Here is a 21,261-nt window from a genome sequence, read left to right as displayed (position 1 = left end):
GGAACCGCCGGGGGCACGACGCCGACGGGGAGGCGCCGCCGCGCCTGACGGCGGCGCCGGTGCCAGTGCCAGTGCCGGGCAGTGGTCCGGCGGCCGATCCGGTCCTCGGCCGCGCGGGGAACCTCAGCCGTGTTCGGCGCAGCAGGGCGTGGGGTTGGGCACCTCGAAGGGTGCGAGTGTCCCGCCGACCGCCGGAACGAGGGCGAGGGTCAGCCGGCCGTCGCGCCACTCGGGTCGTACATGGTCCCGAGTGAGTACCGGGGTCTTGGGGTCCGGCCCGTCGGCGAAGGGCGCGCCGACCACGACGACCCGCTCGATGGCGGTCGTGGCCAGCAGCTCGGCCAGGACGACGGTGCCGGTGAGCCGGTCCGCGCCGGGGTAGAGCACGGCCCGCCCGCCGCTGCGACGGGCGTGGTCCGCGGCGCCCGGGGCCGCCGCGCGGGCCGACGCGGCCGCGCCGTGCGTCAGGTCGCCGAGCACGGCGCCCAGCTCCGGGTCCGGGTCGGCGAGTTCGGTCAGGCGCTGCCAGGCCGCCCCGGCCGCCGCCGCGTCGGGCAGGGCGAACGAGACGGTCGTCCCGCGGCGCTCGGCGGTGCGGATCAGATGGGTGCAGCCGACGGTGCCTTCCGGGAGCCCGAGGCCGTCGGTGAGGCGGTGCACGAGGTGATCGGCCTCGCGCAGGCTCGCCGTGCCGGCGTCCACCCCGATGACGGAGTGGACGCCGGGCACGTGGTGGGGTGCCGTCATGCGGGCAGGACCCACATCGGGTTGGAGTAGAACCACAGGTCCTTCCACGGGTCAGCATCGCCGACGACGTCCATGGCCGGGCCCACCGGGTCCACGGCGGCACCGTTCAGGCCGACGGCGGAGCGGTTGCCGTCGGTGCCGCGCAGCCGCACGTACAGCGGCTCGTCCACCCGGCCGAGGGAGTAGGTCAGCCGGACGGACCCGGTCGACTTGTTCACCTCGAAGGACTTCACGACCTTGGTGTCCGGGGTGGCGAAGACGTCCTTGTCCGCGACCCGGCCGGTGACGGCGCCCTGGATGACGTCCACGCGGGCCAGCTTCGGCACGAACTGGGACCAGTTGGGGCCGTTGGCCAGGCTGATCTCGATGACCAGGTCGACCTGGCTGCCGCGGCGCACGAACAGCGAGCCGCCGAGCGTGACCGCCTTGGACCCGGAGCGCACCCGGGCGTTCAGTCCGCTGATCAGCCCGCCGTGGTCGACCCAGACGCGGCCGGCCCGGATGCCGTCCATGACCGCCTGGTACGAGAAGGAGGAGGCGCCGACGTGGGTGCGGGAGTACTGGCCCGGCCAGTAGTCGCCGTCGGTCACCTTCAGCCCGCCGCCGTAGACCGGGTCCGCGTGGCGGCCGTTGGCCTCGAAGTCGCTGTTCGGGCCGCGTGTGGAGGAGTCGGCGTAGACCTCGTGGGAGTCGGAGTTGGCGGTGATCCACCAGGGCTTGCCCTCGGCGAGCAGGCTGTCCCACAGGCCGCCGACGGTGGCGGTCATCCAGTCGAAGCCGCCCCAGGTGCGGTAGCTCTCCAGCGGGTAGCCGGGGAACGAGTTGGCGCCGGGGCTGTTGTCGTAGTAGCCCCGGCCTTCTCCCGGACCGTTCGGGGCGGGCATGCCGGCGGCCTGGTGGCCGGGGGCGCCCTCCATGCCGACCGCGATCCTGGGCTGGGCGTCGCGCCAGCCGCGGATCTCGTGCGGGGAGTCGATGCCCTTGCGGGCCGGGTGGTTGGCCAGGAAGAGGACGTCCTTGACCTTGCGGCGGCGCACCTGGTCGGCGAGGAAGTTGATGCCGGCGATGGCCAGTGCCTCGTTGGCCGGGGTGTTGCCGGTGGCCTTCTTCACTTCGCCGTCGAAGGAGTTCTCGAACTCCTTCAGCACGGCGACCTCGTTCTTGCCCGGGTGGACGAAGACGGTGCCGTGCTCGGCGGCGGGGATATTCCACTCCAGGCCCTGGAAGACCAGGGTGTCGCCGATCTTGTCGCGGGCATCGACGATGTCCGGGTTGACCTTCTCCACACCGATCTTGGCGTGCGTCTCGCTGCCGTGGTCGGTGATCACCATCCAGTCCAGACCGTGCGCGTTGGCCTGGCGGACGTGGTCGATGACGCGGTACTTGCCGTCGGGGCTGTGCTGGGTGTGGATGTGGTGGTCGCCGGCGAGCCACAGGTAGCCGTGCGCATGCGAGCCATGCGAACGCGAGCCGTGCGACGAGGCCGACGCTGCCGGTGCCGCGGCGGCCTGGCCCGCGCCGCTGAGCACGCTGCCGGCCGCCAGGCCCGCGCCCAGCAGGCCGGTGCGGCGGAGCATGGCACGTCGCGACGACTGACTGGGCGTCAGTTCGGCGTCGGGAACCGACATGTCGAGGGCGGGCGGCAGGGACGTGGGTTCGTCGCTGCCGTGGTGGTGATGGTGGTGGTGACCCTGGTCATGTCCGTGGCCGTGGCCCATTTTCAACTCCAGCTGACAACAAGGATGTATTCGCTTGGGACGTGTGGAGTCTGCAAAGCTCTGGTAAACGATGAGAGTCAGGGCCATGGTGCGGCCGAGAAGGTCGGATGTGCAGCGGACGTCGAAGCCCGCCAGGAGCTGCGGGAATGCCTCGCCCCTGCCCGAGTCGCCACCACGGCGCTGCCGACGGACGGCACCGCCCGCCAAGGACTCGTTTTCGGCCACCGAACCCGCGCCGGTCCCCGCACTCCCCACGCGAGGACGTACACCGAGCCGACCGACCAAGAGACGAACCTCGTCCACGTCCCCTCAGCGGCCACCGGACCGACACCGCCGCACGACACACCGGTGCCCGAGGGGCCCACGACGAGCACGGCGCGCCGACACCGCGCCCGAGCGAGGGGATCCGGGTGACCCGCACGCCGTTCCATGGCGCCCGGTGGGGGCCCGGCCATGATCGGCGCCATCCCCGCCCCGTCCCCCGTCCCCCGGACAGCCCGACAGCTGGGGCCGGCGCGCAGTGTGTGCGATGTCAGCCGGAGACGATCCCGACGACCAGGTTGATCACGGTGGCCAGGATGCCGGTGCCGAAGACGTAGGACAGCAGGCAGTGCCGCAGCGCCACCGCACGGATCGTCGAACTCGACACGCTGGTGTCCGAGACCTGGTAGGTCATGCCCAGGTTGTAGCTGAAGTACAGGAAGTCGCGGTACGCCGGCGGCTCGTCCGAGTTGAAGTCGATGCCGCCGGACGCCGTGCAGTACAGGTGGGCGTAGCGCGTGGCGTACATGAGGTGCAGGGCCGCCCAGGCCATGAACACCCCGCAGAGCGCGCCGGCCGCCGCCGCGTGCCCGTCGGCCGACCTGCCGAACACCAGCAGCAGCACGATGCCGAGCAGCCCGCACAACGCGGCCGTGACCACGACGAGTTCCTCCAGGACCGGGCGGAAGTCCTCACGGCCAATGTTGCGGTGGGTCTGCTCGGCGTCCATGGGCCACAGCACGAACCAGCCCGCCACGACGAAGGTCGCCTCCGTCGCGCCGATGCCCGCGAGAACGCCCAGGGGCAGGTCGGTCAGGACGCCGACGACCACACCGACGGCAGCGCCGGCGGCCATGGAGCCGAACAGCCGGGAGACCGCCGAGAGCGGCAACCGTGCACCCATGGGCCGCAACAGTAGCGGCCGGGGGCGCGCCACAGGGGCAGTCACGGCCGTACGCCGGAACGCGGTGACGACGCGCGGGACGGCGGCGCGCTACGGCCCCTTGGGACAGCACCGAGGGACGGCCTCGTGAGCGGCGTCGCGGGACGGCCTTGTGAACCGCGTCGCGGGGCGGCGTCGTCCACCGGTCGGGGTCAGGTCGCCGTCGCGGCGGAGGCGTCCGGCTCGGTCGGCAGGTCACGCGGGCCGGTCCGCCCCGCACCGTGGGTCGTTCGGCGCAGGAAGCGGATCACCGGGTGGCCCGGGTGCTGGGTGACCTCGGCCCGGACGCCGTAGACCCGTTCGATGAGGGCGGGCGTGAGGACCGTGGACGGGCTGCCTTCCGCGACCGCCCGACCGTCTTGCAGGACGAGCAGCCGGTCGCAGTACATCGCGGCGAGGTTCAGGTCGTGCAGCGCGATCACGGTGGTGACCGGCAGGCCGACGACGAGGTCCAGCAGGTCCAACTGGTGCTGGATGTCGAGGTGGTTGGTGGGTTCGTCCAGCAGCAGTTCGCGGGGTTCCTGGGCGAGCGCGCGGGCGATCTGCGCGCGCTGCCGCTCGCCACCGGAGAGGGTGTGCCAGGACTGGTCCGCCCGCTCGGTCAGCCCGGTGCGGGCCAGCGCGTCGGTGACCGCCCGCACGTCGTCGGCGAAGGCGGCGGTCCAGGCCCGCCGGTGCGGGATGCGGCCCAGCGCGACGACGTCCCGGACGGTCAGTTCGGTCTGGGTGTCCGCGTGCTGTTCGACGGTGGCGATGCGCCGCGCGGTGGCCCGGCGGCCGACCCGGGCCAGCGGACGGCCGTCCAGGGTGATGACCCCGGTGGTGGGCGCGAGCACTCCGGCGAGCAGCCTCAACAGGGTCGACTTGCCGCTGCCGTTGGGGCCGAGCAGGCCGATCGTCTCCCCGGGACGGGGGGCGAGGGTGACGCCGTCGACGATGATCCGGCCGTCGGCGCGGCGCGTGACCCGCTCCGCGCGCAGACCGGGCGGTGTGCCCTGGCCGGCCGTGGGGTCCGGGCCGGTCATGCCCGCCTCCGTCCGCGGTACAGGACCGCCACGAACGCCGGCACGCCGATCAGGGATGTCACCACGCCCACCGGGACCTCCTGGGGATCGATGACGGTACGGGCGATCGTGTCCACCCACACCAGGAAGACGGCTCCGGCCAGCGCCGTGACGGGCAGCAGTCGCACATGGCCGGAACCGGTGAGCGCACGGGCCGCGTGCGGCAGCACCAGCCCGACGAAGCCGATCGCCCCGGCGCAGCTGACGAGTGTCGCGGTCAGCAGCGCGGTCGCGCACAGCAGCACCAGCCGGGTGCGGGCGACGCGCACGCCGAGCGCCGCCGCGGCGTCCTCGCCGAACGCGAACGCGTCCAGGAGGCGGGCGTGTCCGAGGCAGACCGTGAGAACGGCGGCGAGCACGACGGCGCACAGCAGCACATCGCTCCAGCTCGCGCCGCTCAGCGAGCCGAGCAGCCAGAACAGCACGCCTCGGGTGGTCTCCGCGTCCGCCGACGTCAGGACGGTGAACGAGGTGAACGCGGAGAAGAGTTGCATGGCCGCCACGCCGGACAGCACCACCCGGTCGGGGCCACCGCCGAGGGTGTGGCTCAGCATGAGGACGAGCCCGAAGGACAGCAGCGCGCCGACGAACGCGCCCGCCGACAGGGACACCGCTCCCCCGCCGACCCCGAGCACGACCACGGCGACCGCGCCGGTGGACGCCCCGGAGGACACCCCGAGCACGAACGGGTCGGCCAGCGGATTGCGCAGCAGGGACTGCATGACCGCTCCGCACACCGCGAGGCCCGCCCCGCAGAGGGCGGCCAGCAGGGTCCGGGGCATCCGCAGGTCCCACACGATGCCGTCCCGCAACGGCGCCAACTCGCTGTCGCCGTACCCGAGATGGGCGGCGACGGAGGCCCAGACGTCGGCCGTGGAGATATCGGCGGGGCCGAAGGTCACGGCGAACGCCACCGACCCGGCCACCGCCAGCAGCCCGCCGACGGTCAACAGCGCGGCCCGGAGGTTCACTTGGCGAGTCCGAGGTGACGCAGTCCGGCGGCGACCCGTTCGATCCCCTCGACCGTGCGCAGGGACGGGTTCATCGCCTGCCCGCTGAGCAGGATGTACCGCTTCTTCCTGACGGCGGTGAGGTTGCGGGTGGCGGGGTTGGTCTCCAGGAAGCGGATCTTGGCCTTGGCGGTCTCGGCCGTCTGGGACCTGCGGGTCAGGTCACCGAGGACGATGACGTCGGGGTCGCGGTCGGCGACGGTCTCCCAGTTGATCTGGGGCCACTCGTCGTGGGTGTCGGAGAACGCGTTCTCGGCACCGATCGCCCGGGTGATGGCACCGGGGGCGCCGCAGCAGCCGGCGAGGTAGGGAGACTGGGAGTTGGCGAACCAGTACATGAGGGAGACGCCGGAGGCGTCGAGGCCGTCGGTGGCCGCCCGCACCCGCTCCTTCAGCCGTGCGACGAGCCTGGCGCCGCGCTCGTCGACGCCGAACGCGCGGGCCAGGTCGCGTATCTCGCCGTACACGACGTCGAGGGTGAGCGGCGTGCCGCGGGAGCCGTCGCCGCCGCTGCCGTTGTCCTTGCCTGCGGCGCAGTCGGACGGGGAGACGTACGTGGGCACGCCCAGCTTCTCGAACTGCTCGCGGGTGGCGACGCCGCCCTTGCCGAGGGTGGAGACGAACGACGCGGTGACGAAGTCCGGTCCGGCGTCGAGCACCTTCTCGAAGGAGGGAGTGTTCTCGGCCAGTCGGGGCACGGACGCGTTGGCCTTCTCCAGGCCCTTCAGCACCGGGTCGGTCCAGGTGGCGGTGCCGGCAAGACGATCCCCGAGGCCGAGGGAGAGCAGGATCTCGGTGGTGCCCTGGTTGAGGGATACAGCGTGTTCGGGGGCCGACTTCAGGGTGACCTCGTGGCCACAGTTGTCGATCGTGCGGGGGTAGCCGACGGTGGAGCGGCCGGAGTCCGGGGAGGCTCCGCCGGAGCCGACGCACGCGGTCAGCAGCAGCGCCGGGGTGAGGAACAGCAGGGCGGGACGGAACGCGGAACGGAGCACGGGCATGCCTCGGGTGTCGGGGCTCGTACGCGGAGCCTGGCCTACGGACGTCCCTCCGCGCACGTGGTGCGGAGGTGCCAGCAGGTCTTCGGACTCGGGTTCGTCCGGACGGAGCGCCTTCCCGGTACGGCCCCGCACCGGCCCGCGGCCGGTCCGAACCCCTCCCAGTGGCTTGCTGTGCCCCGCCCGTCCCCCTCACCGCTGCGCGTCAGCTCCGGATTCGCACCGGATTCCCTGGCCTCGGATGTGGCTCGACTGGCCCGATCAGGCTACCAAGACGGTCCGGCCGGCCGGACCGGGTTCCTGTCCCCGGCGCCGGGCGCCCGCCTGGGCCATGTCACCATCGGGGACTGCCCCGCAGCGGTGAGCGGGAACGACCGCCGTCAACGCCGCACACTGCCCGTGCGTGGTCGTCCCCGTCCGGTCCGCCGCTCCTTCGCGCTCTCGTCCCCTCGCCACGGATCCCGGGGATGCGTGGCGCGAAGGAGATCTCCGTGACCGCCGGGCCCGCAGCCGCGGCAGCACGGGCCACCGTGTACGGCCACCCCAGCCGGGGCCGGTACCGAACCGCAGAAGGCGATCGAGGACCAATCGAGGACCACGGGAAGGGTTGCGTCGGCGCCGACGCCCCGCGTACCACCGCCGCCCGTACCGTGCGCGGCAAGTTGCCCGCCCCCGCCCCCTGTCTCCCGGCACCGGCACTCGGGCGGGGGTGGGACGTCGTACCTCACCCCGGCCCGTCGGCCGAGTGTGGGGGCGGGGTCTCGGCCGAGATCCACGCGTGGACGACGGCCAGGGACAGGCCGCCGTCGGCGGCTATGACGTGCTCGGGTACGCCGGTGAGCCAGGCGGCGAGCACGGCTCGGCGCAGTTCGGCGGCGCGGGTGGCGAGGCCGGCCCGGTAGGCGTCCGCGGAGCCGACGACGAGTTTCGGGGCGTCCTCCGCCAGGCGCCGGGCGGCGCGGCGGACGGTGTGTCGTGCGCTCAGGGTGTCGAGGTCGTTCATGCCGCTGTCGCCTCCCGTGCCATGTCGAGCGAGCTGTGGTCCAGGTGTCGGCGCAACTCCCGCACGCCGGGCTCCGGGGAGAGCCGGGCGACGAGCCGTTCCGGGCCGCGAGCAGGGTGGCCATCGAGGCCGACGCCGACCCGCAGGGCAGTAATGTCCTCACCGTCGCGCAGCACCCGCAGCCCGGTGGGGGCGCGTCCGTCGCCGGTGCGGGCCGGGGAGAGCTGCACCCGACCGTCGATCATCCGGTCGGCGGCCGAACACCGCAGTGTGGCGGACGTGTTGAGGCCGCGGATGCCGCCGCCCTCCCGCAGGATGACCCCGGCGCCGAGGAAGCCGATGACGGACACGGCGTAGGAGGCGCCCCGGATGGGCCTGCCGTGGTCGTCGGTGACCGTGCCGTAGCGGACGAACAGGGTGGCACAGGCGGCCACGAGCGCATTGGTACGCAGCCCGGCCGTGCGGGCGCGCCACCGACGTTCGACGCCGATCAGGCCGCCGCAGCCGACGCCGACCGGGCGCCGGAGCACGAAAGGGAAGGTGGTCGGATTCGCCATGGAAACCTCCCCTCCCCCGTCGCGGCGGGGGAGGTCGAGGGCATGGCAGCCGCCGGGCAGAGCGGGGCTACCGGATGCCCGAGGAGCGGGGGGACATGGGGGTGCGGGGCCGGGCTCGGCCCTGACTACTGCTGCTGCGATCCATGTCGCTCACCTCCTCCTCGGTCGGCACCTCTCCAGAGTTGCACAGTGACGCAAATTCCGCCCACCCTTCGGGCAGCCGGCATGCGAGCGTGCGCATCCCGAAGGTCACCCTGGCGCCGACGTTCCTGCCCCGGTTCGGCCTGGGCACGCATCCTGAAACGATCAGTTGGTTCGGCCCCGCAGGAGCCGGTTCGGCCGCCGATCCCACAACTCCCAAGCCCCTCACCCAGGCAAGGAGACCCATGCCACACACCACTTAATTGGACTCCGTAATACCAATTAACTACGATGCTCCTGTGCGACTCGCCAAGTGCACGACTCCGGAGGGGGACCGGGAAGCAGCCGCCTCGCGCAACTGAACCGCACCTCACCTGCCCACAGGTGGACGAGCACCACCTTAAATATGCATCTGAGATACCAGATAGGAGCTGTCATGCTCTCAGCACAAGCCGTCCCGGTCGTCCGAGCCACTCTTCCGGCCGTGGGAGCCTCCCTTGGCGCCGTCACCGAACTGTTCTACCGCCACATGTTCGAAGAGCGTCCGGAACTGCTGCGGAACCTCTTTAACCGGGGGAACCAGGCCACCGGCGCCCAGCGTGAAGCACTCGCGGGCGCCGTCGCGGCCTTCGCCACCGCATTGGTGGAGCGTCCCGGTGAACGTCCCGACGCCATCCTCGGCCGCATCGCCAACAAGCACGCCTCGCTGGGTATCACCGCCGATCAGTACACCCTCGTCGGACGCCATCTGCTGGGCGCCGTCGCGGAAGTCCTCGGCGACGCCGTGACCCCCGAGGTGGCGTCCGCCTGGGACGAGGTGTACTGGCTGATGGCCAATGCTCTGATCGCCATGGAGGCACGGCTGTACGCTCAGGCCCAGGTCGAAGACGGCGACGTCTGGCGCGAGATGGAAATCGCCGAACGCACGGAGGAGTCTTCGGACGCCGCCTCCTTCGTCCTACGCCGTCCCGACGGTCTGCCCACCGAGCCCTTCCTGCCGGGTCAGTACGTCAGCGTCCAGGTTGAACTCCCCGATGGGGCACGGCAGATACGTCAGTACAGTCTTTCTGCCGCTCCCGGTCACAAAACGTGGCGCATCACCGTCAAGCGCGAGCGTGGTGCCGACACCGAAGCCCCCGAGGGCGAGGTCTCCAGCTGGCTCCACGCCCACGCCCACCCCGGCCATGTCCTCAACGTCTCACTGCCCTTCGGCGACCTGGTCCTCCCTCAAGGGGACGGCCCGCTTCTTCTCGCCTCCGCCGGCATCGGCGTCACTCCCATGCTGTCCATGCTGGACCACCTCGCCGTCTCCTCCCCGAACCGTCCCGTCACCGTCATCCACGCCGACCGCTCTCCCAGCCATCACGCACACCGCGAGGAGCACACCGAACTCGCCCATCGACTTCCCGGCTCTTCCATGTACCTGTGGTACGAAAACGGTGCAGAAGAGGTCAAGGAACCCCGCCTACACGTGCGTGAGGGCCGCGCAGACCTGACCGGTCTCACCTTGCCCGACACCACCACGGCCTATCTGTGCGGCCCGCTGCCCTTCATGCAAGCCGTTCGTGGCGACCTGCTCACCCGAGGTCTCAACCCCGCCGCCATCCACTACGAGGTGTTCGGTCCCGATCTCTGGCTGAGCAAGTAACCCAAGGCAGGCCCAGCGATCCTTCAAGAAGAGCCTGGGGCAAGGGGGCAACGCGGCCGTGCTGGACGACGTCGGCGCCCTCGGTCAGCTGGTCGAAGGCGTTGCCGGGCCGTCCGCTGGGTGGTGGCGGCGTCGGGGACCATGGTGTGGAAGCTCGCCAGCAAGACCGGCTCCACCACGGCGACCGCCACCGCCGACACCACGGCCGGGACCGTCCCCAGGCGCGCGCCGAGGCGGCAAGCACCGGCTGCGCGACCGCCGGACCGTGCGAGTTCCCCGCCCGCCACGTCTGTCGGTCACGTCCCCCGCGGACGCACGCGTCGGACGAGTGATCCGACCGCGGCCACCACCGCCGACACCACCGGGGTGACGAACAACCATGCCGGATACAGCACTTCGTGGACGCCGACCCGGTGCTGCGGCAGTAGGCGATACGCTCGCCGACCGAACGCGCAGACTCCCCCCGAACTGTGCTGGTTCTGCACTCGCCGCAGCGGTGCCGGGGCGGCTTGTGAGGGCGGTCAGGCGGAGACGATCCCAACGAGGTCGAGCAGGCTGTTGATGCGGTAATCCGCCGAGGCCGCCGCCGCGGTGTCGGCCCACAGGTGTCCCCAGGGCCCGCGGCGCAGGTGCGCTGCGCGTAGCCCGGCCGCCTGCGCGGGCCCGATGTCGTTGGCGGGGTGGTCACCGACGTACAGGGAAGTGTGTGGGTCGGTGCCGCTGGCCGCGAGCACACGGTGGAAGAAGTCGGTCGACGGCTTGGCGGCGTCGAGTTCGGCGGACGTGGTGATGTAGTCGGCGGGCAGGCCGAGCCCGCGAAGCAGTTCACCGGCGCGCGCGGTCTGGTTCCCGGCGACGACGACACGGACGCCCTGCTCCTGGAGCATGCTGAGGGCGGGCCGCACGTCGTCGTACAGGTCGCTTTCGCCGAGGTGTTCCCCGCGGCCGGCGGCTTCCCGCGCGGCATACTCGGCCGGGATGTCGATGCCGGGGCGGATGAGGCGCAGCGCTTCGGCGTTGTCGTCCCCGCGGGCGACGACGGCGCCGACGAGGGCGGACAGGGTGTGGCGGGGGATGGTGAGCCAGTCGGCCCAGGCTGCCCAGTACCGGTCATCTCTGGTGATCGTCTCGCCGACGTCGAAGATCACAGCGCGCATCATGGTCGGGAGCGTACCCGGGCACGACGAAAGGGGCCCCCGTTGCCCGGAGGCAGCAGGGGCCGGTCCGCCGGCGTGGTTCTACTTCACGACGCGGCCCGCTCTCCCTCGCCTCGTGTGTCGTCCGGGTGGGCGAGGCCGAGGTGGTCGCGGAGGGTGGGGCCCTCGTAGTCGGTGCGGAAGACGCCGCGCTCCTGGAGCAGCGGGACGACGGTGTCGGCGAACACGTCGAGCCCGCCGGGTGTGATGTGCGGGACGAGGATGAAGCCGTCGCTGGCGTCGGCCTGGACGAAATCGTCGATGGCGCGGGCGACGGTGGCCGGGGAGCCGACGAAGGTCTGCCGGTTACCGGTGTGGATGACCAGGTCGCGGATGGACCACTTGTTGGCGGCGGCCAGCTCTCGCCACTCACGGGCGGTGGCCAGCGGGTCCCGGTACATGCGCACCTGGGCGCGGCCCCGCGAGATGTGCTCCTCGTCCACGTTCGGGTCGATCTCGGGCAGCGGTCCGTCCGGGTCGTATCCGGACAGGTCCCGGTTCCACACGAACTCCAGGTGCTTGATCGCGGTGGCGCCGCTGACCTGCTGCCGGCGCACTGCGCGAGCCAGTTCCTCGGCCTCGGCGTCGGTGTCGCCGAGCACGAAGGTCGCCGCGGGCAGGATGAGCAGTTGGTCGCGGCGCCGGCCGTGGGCGGCCAGGCGCCTCTTGACGTCGGCGTAGAACGCCTGGCCCTCCTTGAGCGTGGCGTACCTGCTGAAGATCGCGTCGGCGCTCGCGGCGGCGAACTCGCGTCCCTCTTCGGAGTCGCCGGCCTGGAAGATCACCGGCCGGCCCTGCGGCGAGCGCGGCACGTTGAACCGGCCGTGGATGTCGAAGTGCCGGCCCCGGTGGACGAAGGCGCCGGCCCGTGCGTCGCGCAGGAAGGTGCCGGTGGCCCGGTCGGCGAGGATCTCGTCACCGTGCCAGGAGTCGAACAGCTCGTTCGCGGTGGCGAGGAACTCCTTGGCGCGCTGGTAGCGCTCGTCCTGGGGCAGGAAGCCGCCGCGGCGGAAGTTCTCGCCGGTGAAGGCGTCCCAGGAGGTGACCACGTTCCAGGCGGACCGGCCACCGGAGAGGTGGTCGAGGCTGGCGAACTGGCGGGCCACCTCGTAGGGCTCGTTGAAGGTGGAGTTGATGGTGCCGGTCAGGCCGAGCCGGTCGGTGACGGCGGCCAGCGCCGCGAGCACGGTGAAGGTGTCGGGGCGGCCGACGACATCCAAGTCGTAGATCTGCCCGCCCTGTTCACGCAGCCGCAGCCCCTCGGCGAGGAACAGGAAGTCGAACTTGGCGCGTTCGGCGGTGCGCGCGAAGTGGGCGAAGGAGGCGAACTCGATGTGGCTGCCGGCGGCCGGATCGCTCCACACGGTGGTGTTGTTGACGCCGGGGAAGTGGGCGGCCAGATGGATCTGCTTCAGCGGCTTGCTCATGTCGGTGGGTCCCTCCGGCTCAGGCGATCGGGGTGTTCCCGGGCACGAGCGAGGCCGAGTGCCTGGGGGAATAGCGGTTGGCGGGGCGGCCGAGCCCGAGCAGCCCGCGCAGGGTGTCGGCTTCGTAGGCGCGCCGGAACAGGCCGCGGCGCTGGAGTTCGGGCACCAGGCCCCGGGTGATGCGCGGCAGGTCGTGGCCGAGGACGGCGGGCCGCAGCCGGAAGCCGGTGAGCCCGCCCTCCTGCAACTCCACCAGCAGATCGGCGAGTTGGGCGGGGGTGCCGGTGAAGATCCGGGCGTCGGAGGTATACGGCCCGCCCGCCAGCTCGTCCAGCCGATCGCGGCGGGCGGATGCCTCGGCCGGGTCGGAGTCGAGGAAGACCAGCAGGTCACCGAAGATGTGCAGGGGCTCGTCGGCGCGGCCGGCCGCCGCCTGTTCGGCCCGGATCTCGGCGACGATCGCACGGGCCTGCTCCGTGTCGTGCGGGGTGACGTATCCGATGTCGGCCTGGCGGGCCACGAGCCGGTAGGGCACGGTCCGGTGGGCGAGCGCGGTGACGAGCGGCTGCCCCTGCGGCGGGCGGGGTGTGATGCTCGGACCCCTGACCCGGAAGTGCCGGCCCTCGAAGTCGATGTAGTGCAGCCTGTCCCGGTCGATGAAGCGGCCGGTGGCCGTGTCCCGGATCTCGGCGTCGTCCTCCCAGCTGTCCCAGAGCCGGCGGACGACCTCCACGTGGTCGGCGGCCTCGTCGAACAGGTCGGTGACCAGGTCCTGGGCGGCCGGGCTGTCGTAGACGTCGATCCTGGGTACGGTGCGGCGGCCGAAGTGGGCGGCCTCGTCGGGGCGTGCGCTGATCTGGACGCGCAGTCCGGCCCGGCCGGTGCTGATGTAGTCGAGGGTGGCGATCGCCTTGGATATGTGGAACGGCTCCGTGTGGGTGGCCACCACTGTTGGCACCAGACCTATGTGGCGGGTGAGCGGTGCGACGCGGGAGGCGATGAGGACCGCGTCGAGCCGACCGCGGATCTGGTCGGTGCGCTCGTCCGGGTCGAGGAAGCGCGAGGACTGTGGGCCCAGGCCGTCCTCGACGGTCACGAAGTCGATCAGGCCGTGCTCGGCCTCGGCGACCAGGTCGGCCCAGTAGCCGGCGGTGAACAGGTCTTGGGGGCGGGCGACCGGTTCGCGCCAGGAGGCGGGGTGCCAGCCGGTGCCGTCGAGCGCGACGGCGAGATGCAGGGGGGCAGGGGAGGTTGAGGACACGAGTGGGCGCCTTCCTGGGGGTCCGTTTCCTGGAGGTCCGTACGAGATCGCCGAACCCGCCCCGGCGGTCGGGGGCGGTGGCGGATGGGGCAACGGGTCAGGAGCAACAGAGCGCGCCGGCCACGCGCAGCAGATCGATGTGCGGCCGGGAGTGGAGCCGGACGGCGCGGCGGACCCGGATCATGTCCGTCACCTCCGCCCCTCGCTTCGGCGGCCGTGCGGCCGCGCCGTGCACATCTCGTCGTAGGTCACAACACGCCGCCCGTCCGGTGTGTTCCATCGTCCGTGCGGTGTGTTCCGTCGCCCGTGCGGCGGCGGGTCAGGAGTTGTCGAGGGGCAGTCCCGGCGGATTGATCTCGGCCTTGGGGACGGCCTCGGCGGACAGGTTGTAGGCGGCCAGCCACTTGGCGTACTGCCCATTCTTGATCAGGTGGTCGATCGCGTCGGCAACCGGCTTGGCGAGGCCATTGCCCTTCTTCGTGGTCGCCGCGATCAAGCCCTGGAGCGTGGTGCCCGCGCCGGAGAAGGTGCCGCCGCTGCGCGTCGGGTTCGGCGACTTGGCGGTCTGTCTGATGTGGTAGGCGAGCCCGGGGTTGGCGGAGAAGTAGGCGTCGATCTTGCCGCCGGTCAGCGCGAGATAGGTGGCGTTCTTGCTGGCGTAGTGCTTCACGGTGAGCTGCTTGCCCTCTTTCTTCAGCTTCGCCTGCCACTCCAGCAGGATCTTCTCCTGGTTGGTGCCGTTGTCGGTCGCGACCGTCCGGCCGGCGAGGTTGCGGTAGTCCCCGTCGAAGTTCCAGGTGCTCTTCTTCAACACCTCGAAGCCGACGTTGTCCTTGCGGTACGAGGCGAAGTCGTACTTCTTCTTGCGCTCCTCGGTGTCGGTGATGTTGGAGAAGCCGATGTCGGCCCGGCCGCTGTCGATGCCGACGAACATGTTCTCCCAGGTGGCGTTGGAGATCTCCGGCTTCAGACCGAGCACGGCGGCGACCAGACGGGCCAGGTCGGGCTCGGCGCCGGTGAGGGTCTTCTGGTCGGAGCCGATGTACGCGAGCGGCGGGAAGCCGTCGGGCAGGGCGCCGACGACGATCTTCAGGGTGCCGCTGCCGCGGACGGATGCGGGCAGTTCGGCGCTGATCGACTTCACCTCGGAGACCTTGAGTTCGGTCTGTGTGGCCGCGCCGTTGGACACCCGGCCCACCGTGACGGTGCCCACGGTGTCGGTGGTGGTGGCGGCGTCGCTGTCGCCCCCGCAAGCGGTGAGGCCGGTGGCGAGGGTGGCTGCGGCGGCCACCGCGGTGATGCCGCGTATCAGGCCGCGTCGGGAGAGCTGGGAGGGCATGGCTGTCCTTCGTCGTTCGTCGTTCGGGGTGAGGGGGCGTGAGTGGGTGTGAGCAGGTGTGAGTGGGTGTGCGGAAGCCGGGTGCGGGCGGGAATGGGGTGTGGTGCCGGGGAACGGGCGGGCGGTCACAGGACCTTGCTCAGGAAGTCCCTGGTCCGCTCGTGCCGGGGATGGTCGAGCACCTCGGCGGGCGGACCCTGTTCGACGATCCGTCCGCCGTCGACGAAGACGATCCGGTCGGCGACCTCGCGGGCGAATCCGATCTCGTGGGTGACGATGACGAGCGTGGTGCCGCTGGTCGCGAGGTCCCTGATGACGGAGAGCACCTCGCCGACCAGTTCCGGGTCGAGCGCCGAGGTCGGTTCGTCGAACAGGATGATGCCGGGGCGCAGCGCGAGGGCGCGGGCGATCGCGACGCGCTGCTGCTGGCCGCCGGACAACTGCCGCGGATAGGCGCCCGCGCGGTCGCCGAGCCCGACCCGGGCGAGCAGGTCGCGGGCGAGTTCCTGGGCCGCGGGCCGGGTGAGCCGTCCGGTGGCCACGGGGGCCGCGGCGACGTTGTCGAGCACGGTCAGGTGCGGAAACAGGTTGAAGTTCTGGAAGACGAAGCCGATCCGGCTGCGCTGGGCCAGGATGGCCCGCTCGCTCAACTCCTTGAGCCGCGTCCCGCTCCGTCTGACCCCGATCGGTTCGCCGCCGACGCTGACGTGTCCGATCTCGGGCTTCTCCAGGTGGTTGATCACCCGCAGCAGCGTGGACTTCCCGGAACCGGACGGGCCGATGACGACGGTGACCTCGCCGGGGCGCACGGTCAGGTCGATGCCGTCGAGGACGCGGTGGGCGCCGTACCACTTGTGCACGTTGTGCACCTCCAGGGCGACGGGGGCCTGGTCGGCGGGCGTGGCGGCGGTCATACGGTGGCCTCCCGGCGCAGTCGGGCACGTAGTTCGGCGAGGCCGGAGCGGGCCCGCTGCAAGGGTGTGGGCGGCAGGGTGCGGGTGGCGCCCCGGGCGAAGTACCGCTCGACGTAGAACTGGACGACGGACACGGCGCTGGTGAGGATCAGGTACCAGACGGTGGCGACCAGCAGCAGCGGCACGATGTCACCGGGATAGGTGCTGCCCATGGTCTGCACCGCGCCGAACAGGTCGATCAGCGACACGTAGAACACCAGGGACGTGCCCTTGATCAGGCCGATGAGCTGGTTGACGTAGTTCGGCGTGATGGACCTGAGCGCCTGCGGGAAGACGATCCGGGTGAACTGGTAGCCCTTCGGCAGGCCGAGCGCGGCGGCGGCCTCGTGCTGGCCCTGATCGACGGAGAGGATGCCGCCGCGGACCACCTCCGACGCGTACGCCGCCTCGTTGAGGCTGAGGCCGACCACCGCGACCGCCATGTCGGTGGCCAGCCTCGACTCGTCGAAGGTGACGAAGGCGGGGCCGAAGGGGAGGCCGAGGCTCACCGTCCGGTACAGGGCCGAGAAGTTGTAGAGGAAGATCAGTACGACGATGAGCGGCACGGACCGGAACAGCCAGGTGTACGTCCAGCTGACGGCGCGCAGCACGGGGCTTCCGGACAGCCGGCCGAGGGCCAGCAGGATGCCGCCGAGCAGACCCAACACGGCACTGAGCGCGGTCACTTCGAGGGTGATGAGGAGGCCGTCGAGCACGGTGGGGCGCAGGAACCAGTAGCGGAAACGGTCCCACTGGTAGAAGGGGTTGGTGGCCAGTCCGTGCGCGATCTGCGCCACGACCACCAGCACGACGGCGGTGACGATCCACCGGCCGGGACGGCGCAGCGGCACAACTCGCTGGGCTGACAGGGGTTTTGACGGTGTGTCGGCTTTCGGCGGCGCGGTGACGGACACGGCGCCGCCCGGGAGTTCTGTCATGGCAGGGCTCCGGCGTGGTCGGGCGCCCCCGGGCCCGCGGCGGGACCCGCGTGGCTACGCCGACGGCGCTATGGCACGGCGCGGCACGCGGGAAAGCACGGGATGCGAGGACGGAACGGGCAGCGGCACACCGCTCGATCGGTGTGCGGCGGGAACGCGGGGGCTGGAAGTGGCGTCAGCCCCGGCGACGGGCAGGGCCCGAAGCGGTACACAGCGCGCTGCTCACGCGGAGCAGGTCGACGGCCCGGTCGGCGACGAGCAGGCCCGCGTACGGATGTACGCAGCTTCGGGAGCGGCCGATGGCCGTCCGGTCGGCTGCGTACATGTCCGTCACTCGCATTTCCGGCCCCTGTGGGCCCTCGCGCTTACCGAAAAACGTCATCCGGTCCGGTCGTCACCTGGGGCACCCCACCGCGGTGCGAGGGTTGCCGGACAGCGAGCCAGGGCTTGTCGCTGACACTCATGACCGTGCTGAGCGGTAAGTAAGGCAGTTGGGCGGACGGATGTCAACGCCCGTCCGCGGAATGGACCGGCGAATGGACCGGTGTCGGCCCTGTTCAGCCGCGCCGGGATCCGGGGGCGCCGGCCGTGTGCCGCGCCCAGTCCAGGATCTGGACGGCCGAGCCGGCCGCCTCCAGACCCGCGCAGCGGGCGTGGTGCCGGCGGGCGATGCCGTCCAGGTCGAGGTGGGCGCCGAAGGCGGGCCGGGCTGCCAGCCGCCGGGCGTGCGCCCACAGCGCCGGGTGATCGGCCACGCGGTGCACGGCGGCGGCGTCGAGGTGGTGGCGGTGCACGGTGTCGAGTTGCACCAGGGCGACCCACAACTCCACGTCGGCGGCGGTGAGTCCGTCGCCGACAAGGAACTCCCGCCCGGCGAGCCGTCGTTCCAGTCCGGCCAGCGTGCCGAGCAGGACGTCGAGCGCCGCGGCCCGCTCGGCCGCGTCCGCGCCGACCCGGCCCGCGCGCTGCGCGGCCTCCTCGATGCCCTGCGCGCACCGCCGCTCGACTTCCTCGATCTCGGCCTCGGCGCCGCACGGGTAGAGCCGGTCGCGCCCGTCGCCGAAGCAACGGTCGAGGTCGCGCAGGATGTCAGGGGCGTGAGTGCTGACGATGCGCCCCGACCAGTCGTCGCTGAGCACCGGCGCGAGCGCCGGTCCGGTGTAGCGGTGCGCGCTCGCCTCGTACAGCGGGCGCAGCGCCGAGTGGCCGCCGCCGGGACAGTCGGGGACGGCGGTGAGGAAGGTGACCGGACAGATGTCGTGGAGGGCGAGGAGGCTGTGGCCCACGGCGATCCGCAGGCCGTCGCGGCAGGCGGTCGTGAGGTGGAGCCGGTAGCGGCGGGGCACGGCGTAGTGGCCGCTGCGCGCGTCCCGGCCGATCCTGCCCCGGAAGGGGGCGGGCCGCTGGACGCGCGGGAGGGCGGCGAGCGGCGTGCTGAACGTGGACATGCGTCTCCCCGGATGCGAGCGCGCGGACGTACGCGCGGTGGAAGCGTCGTCGGTCGGTGGGTGCGAGGGACCCGTGGGTGCGAGGGGCTCCGGTCGGCCGGGAGCGAGGGACGGTCAGCCCGGGAGGCTGAGCGCGCTGCAGACCCGCAGCAGGTCGATGTGCCGACGGGAGGTCAGCAGCGGGAGCGACGGTGCACGGCGGCTGCGGCCGGTGCTCGTCCCACGGCGCCCCATCATTTCCCTACCTTTTCACTAGGATTCCCCTTCTGGAGTGTCGATCCGCGTCCACGGCGCCGTCAAGGGGGCGTCCACTCCTAGAACTGGGACACCCGGCGACGTGCGCCGAGGGACCCGGCGCGATCTGCTCTCCCGCTCACCCGAACGGCCCGGTTGCGCTGGTCGGTCGACGTGCCCGGTGGTGGCGTGGAGGGACGTACCGCGTTTCGAGGAGGCAGTCCCGATGAACCGTTCGTCCCGTCGTCCTGTGCGTGTCCTCGCCTCGGTCCTGGCCGCCGGACCACTGCTGGCCGCGGGTGCCTGCTCGGACGTCGGCGGGGCCTCCGGCACGGTGTCCGTCTCCCCCGCCGCCGAACGGCCCGCCGGGACCTCCCCCGCCGCCGAGCGGTCGCCGAGCGCGTCCGCCACTCCCGCGCTCACCAGGGCGGGCGCGAAGGCCGCGCTGATCACCGCGGCCGACCTTGAGGACGACTGGACGCAGGCGAACGACGCGGCCTCGTGGCGGGACAAGTTGCTGCTGGGCAAGGTCGACGTCGCCGCGTTCCTCAAGACGAAGGGCGCCGCGGCCGACTGCCAGAAACTTCTCGACGGCCTGTACTCCGACAGCCTGCTGGGCCGCACACCCGGCGCCACGGCGCTCACCGGCTTCAGCAATCCGCAGGCCCGGCTGCTGTACCAGGTCGGCGACTACGGCCAGGATTCGCTGACGAAGTCCCTGGACTGGTTCCGGAGCCTGCCGCAGAAGTGCGACCAGTTCACCGCGACCGGCTCCGATGGCGGCAGACGGACGGTCCAGGTGGTACCGGCTTCACTGCCCACCGCGGGCGACGACCGGGCGGCCCTCACCGTGACGGTGAAGGGCACCGCCAACGGGCAGCCGACCACGCTCACCACGGATGTCGCCGTGCTCCGGGTGGGTGCCTCCGGGGCCACCGTCATCAACGGCGGCCTCTCCGGCGTCTCCCACCCGAGCACCGAGGCGGCCGTGCGGACGGGTGCGCAGCGACTGCGGGACGTCCTCGCCGGGAAGACCCCGGCGCCGCACCCCAGCCAGTTCGACTGACCGCGCCGCACGCGTAGGCGCGCCACGCAGAGGCGCGCTGCACGCAAAGGCGCGTCGCGGAGCCCGTCGGCCCGAACCGGTTCGCCGAGCCGGAACCGCGCGTGCCGCTCCGCCTCGCGGTCGGCGTGCACCCATCCCTGGGCCGCCCCGGCCGTTCGACCGGGAGGCATCATCGGGGACGCATGCGCCGCCCCCGTGTCAGCGCCCCTCGGAACGCAACTGCTCCCGCCATTCCTCCGCGCTCCGGCTGACCGGCCGCGTGGTCGCGATGAAGTTCTCCAGTACGGCCAGGAAGCGTTGCGGATCGGCGTGGAACGGAAAGTGCCCCGAGCCCTCGAAGATCTCCAGACGGCTGCCGGGCATCGCCGCGTGCGCCACGTCGGCGTGCCCGGCGGGCACCACCTGGTCGCGCGAGCCCCAGACCAGCAGGGTCGGCATGCCGGCGGTGAGATAGCAGCGGTCAAGCATGGTCACCACCTGACCGCGCCAGTCCACCACCGCGCGCAGCGTGCGGATGAACGCGTCGCGGGAGGCCGCATCGGGCAGCGCGTCCACCACGCGCAACAGATCCGGCGCGTCCACGCCGAGCCCGGTGTCGAGCAGCCGCAGCAGCCGGACCGCGATGGCGGTCTGCGTCCGTACCGTCGGAAGCCGCAACAGGGCCAGCGCAAGATGGGCCCCGGGCAGCGAGGCGAGGCGCAGTGCCGGAGTGACACCGCGGCCCACCCCACCGGTACTCACCAGCGCCAGCCGCTCGGTCCGGCCCGGGAACTGGTAGGCGAACTGCATGGCCACTCCGCCGCCGAGGGAGTGCCCGACCAGCGTCACCCGGTCGATGTCCAGCACTCCCAGCAGGTCCCGCATGCCGTTGGCGTACGCGGGGACCGAGTAGTCGCCGCGCGGTTTGTCGGAGGAGCCGTGGCCCAGCAGGTCCGGGGCGATGACCGTGTGGTGCCGGGCGAGCTCGGGAATCAGCTCGGCCCAGGTGTCGGACGAGTCACCGATGCCATGGATCAGGAGTACGGCCGGACCCCTGCCCACCATGCGGAAGGCCCAACGGTGGCCGTGCACGACCCGGTACTGCCGTGGGACGGGCTGGTGGATCGCACGCAACCGCATGGGCTCACCACGCTGCTGGGGGATGCTTGCCACAGTGGCTCCTCTCCGGGGCGGAGCCCCTCGGTGCCGGTTTACGTGCTCGTCACGCACACGCGCTGATGGAATCTAAATCAACAAGTCGATTTACGGAGTCGGCAACGTCACAGCGCATCCCGCCGCGGGCACCCCGAAGCCGCCCGGATCACCGCCG

The 21,261-nt window shown here is 71.8% G+C and carries 20 protein-coding genes and 2 riboswitches; of the genes, 2 read left to right on the top strand and 18 right to left on the bottom strand.

Annotated features, from left to right (window positions below):
- Window positions 1-123: 123 nt before the first annotated feature.
- The 8 genes from ACWEKM_RS20315 to ACWEKM_RS20280 form a co-directional block, all read right to left on the bottom strand.
- Window positions 124-747 carry a hypothetical protein gene (locus ACWEKM_RS20315; protein ID WP_451622573.1) on the bottom strand — a complete coding sequence of 208 codons (624 nt, stop codon included), beginning with the start codon at window positions 745-747 and terminating at the stop codon, window positions 124-126.
- Entirely contained in the window at window positions 744-2,465 is a 1,722-nt protein-coding gene (locus tag ACWEKM_RS20310) for a PHP domain-containing protein (protein ID WP_451622572.1), read from the bottom strand. The genes ACWEKM_RS20315 and ACWEKM_RS20310 overlap by 4 nt, the downstream gene beginning before the upstream one ends.
- Before the next feature lie 532 nt (window positions 2,466-2,997).
- A complete protein-coding gene (locus tag ACWEKM_RS20305; RefSeq protein WP_451622571.1) occupies window positions 2,998-3,630 on the bottom strand; it encodes a DUF1345 domain-containing protein in 633 nt (210 codons plus the stop codon).
- A 191-nt stretch (window positions 3,631-3,821) separates the two neighbouring features.
- Entirely contained in the window at window positions 3,822-4,694 is an 873-nt protein-coding gene (locus ACWEKM_RS20300; RefSeq protein WP_451622570.1) for an ABC transporter ATP-binding protein, read from the bottom strand.
- The gene (locus ACWEKM_RS20295) at window positions 4,691-5,704 is read right to left on the bottom strand and encodes a FecCD family ABC transporter permease (RefSeq protein ID WP_451622569.1); all 1,014 of its coding nucleotides are present in this window, start codon (window positions 5,702-5,704) and stop codon (window positions 4,691-4,693) included. The genes ACWEKM_RS20300 and ACWEKM_RS20295 overlap by 4 nt, the downstream gene beginning before the upstream one ends.
- Window positions 5,701-6,744 (bottom strand): ABC transporter substrate-binding protein, encoded by a 1,044-nt coding sequence (locus ACWEKM_RS20290; protein ID WP_451622568.1) that lies wholly within the window; start codon window positions 6,742-6,744, stop codon window positions 5,701-5,703. The genes ACWEKM_RS20295 and ACWEKM_RS20290 overlap by 4 nt, the downstream gene beginning before the upstream one ends.
- Window positions 6,745-6,800: 56 nt before the next feature.
- Window positions 6,801-7,013, bottom strand: a riboswitch (cobalamin riboswitch).
- A gap of 452 nt (window positions 7,014-7,465) precedes the next feature.
- A complete protein-coding gene (locus ACWEKM_RS20285; protein ID WP_451622567.1) occupies window positions 7,466-7,744 on the bottom strand; it encodes a hypothetical protein in 279 nt (92 codons plus the stop codon).
- A complete protein-coding gene (locus tag ACWEKM_RS20280; protein ID WP_451622566.1) occupies window positions 7,741-8,301 on the bottom strand; it encodes an MgtC/SapB family protein in 561 nt (186 codons plus the stop codon). The genes ACWEKM_RS20285 and ACWEKM_RS20280 overlap by 4 nt, the downstream gene beginning before the upstream one ends.
- Window positions 8,302-8,878: 577 nt before the next feature.
- On the opposite strand from ACWEKM_RS20280, the gene ACWEKM_RS20275 reads away from it, so the two are divergent.
- Window positions 8,879-10,090 (top strand): globin domain-containing protein, encoded by a 1,212-nt coding sequence (locus ACWEKM_RS20275; protein ID WP_451622565.1) that lies wholly within the window; start codon window positions 8,879-8,881, stop codon window positions 10,088-10,090.
- Between the two features lie 521 nt (window positions 10,091-10,611).
- On the opposite strand, the gene ACWEKM_RS20270 is transcribed toward ACWEKM_RS20275, so the two are convergent.
- From ACWEKM_RS20270 to ACWEKM_RS20230, 9 genes are all read right to left on the bottom strand, one after another.
- Window positions 10,612-11,250 carry an HAD family hydrolase gene (locus ACWEKM_RS20270; protein WP_451622564.1) on the bottom strand — a complete coding sequence of 213 codons (639 nt, stop codon included), beginning with the start codon at window positions 11,248-11,250 and terminating at the stop codon, window positions 10,612-10,614.
- An 83-nt stretch (window positions 11,251-11,333) separates the two neighbouring features.
- On the bottom strand, window positions 11,334-12,713 hold the full coding sequence (locus ACWEKM_RS20265) for an NtaA/DmoA family FMN-dependent monooxygenase (protein ID WP_451622563.1): 1,380 nt from the start codon (window positions 12,711-12,713) through the stop codon (window positions 11,334-11,336).
- Between the two features lie 19 nt (window positions 12,714-12,732).
- Window positions 12,733-13,974, bottom strand: coding sequence for an LLM class flavin-dependent oxidoreductase (locus tag ACWEKM_RS20260; protein ID WP_451622562.1), 1,242 nt, complete (start codon window positions 13,972-13,974; stop codon window positions 12,733-12,735).
- 97 nt (window positions 13,975-14,071) lie between these two features.
- A complete protein-coding gene (locus ACWEKM_RS20255; RefSeq protein ID WP_310887600.1) occupies window positions 14,072-14,158 on the bottom strand; it encodes a putative leader peptide in 87 nt (28 codons plus the stop codon).
- A 135-nt stretch (window positions 14,159-14,293) separates the two neighbouring features.
- Entirely contained in the window at window positions 14,294-15,313 is a 1,020-nt protein-coding gene (locus ACWEKM_RS20250; protein WP_451622561.1) for an ABC transporter substrate-binding protein, read from the bottom strand.
- Window positions 15,314-15,438: 125 nt separating this feature from the next.
- Window positions 15,439-16,227 carry an amino acid ABC transporter ATP-binding protein gene (locus ACWEKM_RS20245; RefSeq protein WP_451622560.1) on the bottom strand — a complete coding sequence of 263 codons (789 nt, stop codon included), beginning with the start codon at window positions 16,225-16,227 and terminating at the stop codon, window positions 15,439-15,441.
- Complete coding sequence (locus ACWEKM_RS20240; RefSeq protein ID WP_451622559.1) at window positions 16,224-17,204, bottom strand: amino acid ABC transporter permease; 981 nt, start codon at window positions 17,202-17,204, stop codon at window positions 16,224-16,226. The genes ACWEKM_RS20245 and ACWEKM_RS20240 overlap by 4 nt, the downstream gene beginning before the upstream one ends.
- A 356-nt stretch (window positions 17,205-17,560) precedes the next feature.
- Window positions 17,561-17,672: riboswitch (SAM riboswitch) on the bottom strand.
- Window positions 17,673-17,761: 89 nt separating this feature from the next.
- On the bottom strand, window positions 17,762-18,652 hold the full coding sequence (locus ACWEKM_RS20235) for a glutathione S-transferase C-terminal domain-containing protein (RefSeq protein ID WP_451622558.1): 891 nt from the start codon (window positions 18,650-18,652) through the stop codon (window positions 17,762-17,764).
- A 114-nt stretch (window positions 18,653-18,766) separates the two neighbouring features.
- Window positions 18,767-18,886, bottom strand: a complete 120-nt coding sequence (locus tag ACWEKM_RS20230) for a putative leader peptide (RefSeq protein WP_451622577.1) — start codon at window positions 18,884-18,886, stop codon at window positions 18,767-18,769.
- A gap of 226 nt (window positions 18,887-19,112) precedes the next feature.
- On the opposite strand from ACWEKM_RS20230, the gene ACWEKM_RS20225 reads away from it, so the two are divergent.
- The gene (locus ACWEKM_RS20225) at window positions 19,113-19,952 is read left to right on the top strand and encodes a hypothetical protein (protein ID WP_451622557.1); all 840 of its coding nucleotides are present in this window, start codon (window positions 19,113-19,115) and stop codon (window positions 19,950-19,952) included.
- 198 nt (window positions 19,953-20,150) lie between these two features.
- Here ACWEKM_RS20225 and ACWEKM_RS20220 read toward each other — a convergent pair whose 3' ends face one another.
- Window positions 20,151-21,071: an alpha/beta fold hydrolase gene (locus ACWEKM_RS20220; RefSeq protein ID WP_451622576.1), complete on the bottom strand. Its 921-nt coding sequence runs from the start codon at window positions 21,069-21,071 to the stop codon at window positions 20,151-20,153.
- Window positions 21,072-21,261: the final 190 nt, after the last annotated feature.

It is taken from the genome of Streptomyces sp. NPDC004752 (genome assembly GCF_053601275.1).
The sequence above is the reverse complement of the archived record's forward strand: the minus strand, read 5'-3'. Positions and strand labels throughout refer to the sequence as shown.